This is a genomic window from Streptomyces griseorubiginosus (assembly GCF_017614965.1).
GTDB lineage: Bacteria > Actinomycetota > Actinomycetes > Streptomycetales > Streptomycetaceae > Streptomyces > Streptomyces griseorubiginosus_B.
In genome coordinates this window covers 1-3,632 of the sequence record NZ_WVUG01000503.1, presented here as the reverse complement: position 1 = coordinate 3,632, position 3,632 = coordinate 1, and the positions used below count along the sequence as shown (strand labels likewise).

The 3,632-nt window shown below is 72.7% G+C and carries 3 protein-coding genes and 1 pseudogene; 3 read left to right on the top strand and 1 reads right to left on the bottom strand.

The window, feature by feature from the left end; genetic code table 11:
• The 3 genes from GRC12_RS42705 to GRC12_RS42695 all read left to right on the top strand — a co-directional run.
• Positions 1-1,213 (top strand): molybdopterin molybdotransferase MoeA (locus GRC12_RS42705; protein ID WP_208785827.1); only part of this gene is annotated, 1,213 nt, incomplete at its 5' end.
• The gene (locus tag GRC12_RS42700; RefSeq protein ID WP_208785826.1) at positions 1,210-2,307 is read left to right on the top strand and encodes a potassium channel family protein; all 1,098 of its coding nucleotides are present in this window, start codon (positions 1,210-1,212) and stop codon (positions 2,305-2,307) included. The genes GRC12_RS42705 and GRC12_RS42700, both read left to right, overlap by 4 nt.
• A 33-nt stretch (positions 2,308-2,340) precedes the next feature.
• Positions 2,341-3,321 carry an NAD(P)H-quinone oxidoreductase gene (locus GRC12_RS42695; RefSeq protein ID WP_208785825.1) on the top strand — a complete coding sequence of 327 codons (981 nt, stop codon included), beginning with the start codon at positions 2,341-2,343 and terminating at the stop codon, positions 3,319-3,321.
• Between the two features lie 6 nt (positions 3,322-3,327).
• Here the strand turns inward: GRC12_RS42695 and GRC12_RS42690 are convergent.
• Positions 3,328-3,632, bottom strand: a pseudogene (locus tag GRC12_RS42690) (hypothetical protein); the annotation flags it as partial.

Sequence of the window (3,632 nt, the reverse complement as noted above, 5' to 3'; positions counted from 1 at the left end):
CCACAGGGCCACCCCCTGGCCCGAGGCCCGCGCGATCGCAGCCCGTGCCGCCCGCGCCGGCTCCCGTGCCGCCCGCCGCGCCCCCGTCTCGGTCACCCTGGACGACGCCCTCGGCCTCACCCTCGCCGCCCCCCTCACCGCCCTCACCGACCTGCCCTCCTTCGACACCTCGGCGATGGACGGCTGGGCGGTCGCCGGGCCCGGCCCCTGGGACGTACGGGACGAGGGGGTGCTGGCCGGGCACGCGGAACCCGAGCCGCTCACCGACGGCGAGGCCGTCCGGATCGCCACCGGTGCCCGTGTCCCCCCGGACACCACGGCCGTCCTGCGCACCGAACACGGCCGCAGCGACGCCCAGGGCCGTCTGCACGCCACCCGCGAGATGCACCACGGCCAGGACATCCGCCCCCGCGGCCAGGAGTGCCGCTCCGGCGACCAGCTCCTGCCCGTCGGCGCCCTGGTGACCCCGGCGGTGCTCGGTCTCGCCGCGGCCGCCGGCTACGACACCCTCACCGTCGTACCCCGCCCCCGCGCCGAAGTCCTCGTCCTCGGTGACGAGTTGCTCACCGAGGGGCGGCCGCACGACGGTCTGATCCGGGACGCGCTCGGCCCGATGCTGCCGCCCTGGCTGCGCGCGCTCGGCGCCGAGGTCATCGCCGTACGTCGCCTGCGTGACGACGCCAAGGCACTGCACAAGGCGATCACCGGCTCCACCGCCGACCTGATCGTCACCACCGGCGGCACGGCCGCCGGCCCCCTCGACCACGTCCACCCCACCCTGGAGCGCATCGGCGCCGAACTCCTCGTGGACGGCGTGAAGGTGCGCCCCGGCCATCCCATGCTGCTGGCCCGCACCAAGGAGGACCAGCACCTCGTCGGCCTCCCCGGCAACCCCCTCGCCGCCGTTTCCGGCCTGCTCACCCTCGCCGAGCCCCTGCTGCGCACCCTCGCCGCGCACCCCGCCCCGGAGCCGTACGCGCTGCCCTTGCAGGGCACGGCGCACGGGCACCCCTACGACACCCGGCTCATCCCGGTCGTGCTGCGCGGGGATGTCGCCGTTCCGCTGCACTACAACGGGCCCGCCATGCTGCGGGGCATCGCGGCGGCCGACGCTCTCGCCGTCGTTCCGCCCGGTGGCGCACGAGCGGGTCAGGAGCTGGAACTCCTCGATCTGCCCTGGGCGTCCGCCGGCATCGGGGTGTGTTTCACGTGAAACTTCCGGGCCATGACGCGATCGCCCGCCAGGCGGACGAACATCTCGTGACCCACCGCGTGAAACTCCCCCGGAAGGTGGTGGACCGGCCCATCCAGCAGGTCGTCAAACGCCTGCTGATGGCCCTGTTCGTCCTGGTCGCGACCGCCCTCATCGTCTACGCCGACCACGAGGGCTACAACGACAACGCCGACGGCTCGGTCGATCTCGTCGACGCGTTCTACTACGCGACCGTCACCCTCTCCACCACCGGCTACGGCGACATCACCCCGGTCAGCCACGGCGCCCGGCTCACCAACATCCTCGTCATCACGCCCCTGCGCGTGCTCTTCCTGATCATCCTGGTCGGCACCACCCTCGAGGTCCTCACCGAACGCACCCGGGAGGAGTGGCGGCTGAATCGCTGGAGGTCCGCCTTGCGGGATCACACCGTCGTCGTCGGGTTCGGGACGAAGGGGCGCTCGGCGATCCAGACCGTCTGCGCGACGGGGCTGAGGAAGGACCAGGTCGTCGTGGTCGATCCCGCCGCCAAGGTGATCGACGCGGCGGCGGCCGACGGGTACGCCGGGGTCATGGGTGACGCGACCCGCAGCGAGGTGCTCAAGCGGGCCGAGGTGCACCGGGCACGCCAGATCATCATCGCGACCCAGCGCGACGACACGGCCGTACTGGTGACGCTGACGGCCCGGCAGCTCAACCGGGGCGCGAAGATCGTGGCCGCCGTGCGGGAGGAGGAGAACGCGCCGCTGCTGAAACAGTCCGGTGCCGACGCGGTGATCACCAGCGCCAGTGCGGCCGGACGGCTGCTCGGCCTGTCCGTGCTCAGTCCGGCGGCCGGCATGGTGATGGAGGACCTCATCCAGCAGGGCAGCGGCCTCGACATGGTCGAACGGCCGGTCACCAAGGCCGAGGCCGGCAAGGGCCCGCGTGAGACGGAGGACCTGGTGGTGAGCGTCGTACGCGGTCACCGGGTGCTCGGATACGACGATCCGGCCATAGGAACCCTGCAGTTGACGGATCGTCTGATCACCATCGTCCGGGCGACGCCGGGCAACCAGGTCGCCCCCGACGTCCGCCCGATGCGGCGGGACTGAGTCCCACCGTCGGGGAGGGGTAGCGTCCCTCTCATGCATGCGATCACGATTTCCGAACCTGGCGGACCCGAGGCCCTGGTGTGGGAGGAGGTCCCCGATCCGGTGCCCGCGGAGGGCGAGGTGCTGGTCGAGGTGGTGGCCGGCGCCGTCAACCGCGCCGACATCATGCAGCGCATGGGCTTCTACGACCCCCCGCCCGGCGCTTCCCCCTACCCCGGCCTCGAGTGCTCGGGCCGTATCGCCGCGATCGGCCCCGGCGTCTCCGGCTGGGCCGTCGGGGACGAGGTGTGCGCGTTGCTGTCGGGCGGCGGTTACGCCGAGAAGGTCGCCGTACCGGCCGGACAACTGCTGCCCGTGCCCGAGGGGCTGGAGCTCCGGCAGGCGGCCGCGCTGCCCGAGGTGGTCTGCACCGTCTGGTCGAACGTCTTCATGATCTCCCACCTGCGCCCCGGCGAGACCCTGCTGGTGCACGGCGGTTCCAGCGGCATCGGCACGATGGCGATCCAGTTGGCCAAGGCCGTGGGCGCCAAGGTCGCGGTCACGGCCGGCACCAAGGAGAAGCTGGACCAGTGCGCCGAACTCGGCGCGGACATCCTGATCAACTACCGGGAGCAGGACTTCGTCGAGGAGATGGAGCGGGCCACGGACGGCGCGGGTGCCGACGTCATCCTTGACAACATGGGTGCCAAGTACCTGGACCGCAACGTCCGCACGCTCGCCGTCAACGGGCGGCTCGCCATCATCGGCCTGCAGGGCGGCGTCAAGGGCGAGCTGAACATCGGCGCGCTCCTGGGCAAGCGGGCCGCCATCAGCGCGACCTCGCTGCGGGCCCGTCCGCTGGGTGAGAAGGCGGCCATCGTGGCGGCCGTACGCGAACACGTCTGGCCGCTGATCGCCGCCGGGCACGTCCGTCCCGTCGTCGACCGCGAGATCCCGATGAGCGACGCGAGCGCCGCGCACCGGGTGGTGGAGGAGAGCGGGCACATCGGCAAGGTGCTGCTCGTGGTGGGCTGACGGGTCTCAGGAACGGCGCAGCCGCAGCCCGATGAACGCCAGCCCCAGGCCGAGCCCGATCAGCACCAGTCCGCTGCCCAGCGGCAGGACACGCAGGACGGGCTCGGCGGGGGCCACGGCCTGTGTCCCGTTCTGCCCCGGGGGCCGCAGTGCGGGCGTGGGGGTGACCTGAACGGCCTCCTCGGACGGCACGGATGCGTCGGCGCTCTCGGCGACGCCGTCGTCGCCTCCGTCGGCCTCCTCCGGGTCGGTGGCCGCCACGTCGGTGTCCTCGCCCTGCTCCGTCGCCGACTCCTCGGCCCGCCCCGGCC

What these genes read in the sequence shown, in the direction of transcription:
- GRC12_RS42695 (WP_208785825.1), top strand. Translation starts at nt 2,341, where the DNA reads ATGCATGCGATCACGATTTCCGAACCTGGCGGACCCGAGGCCCTGGTG.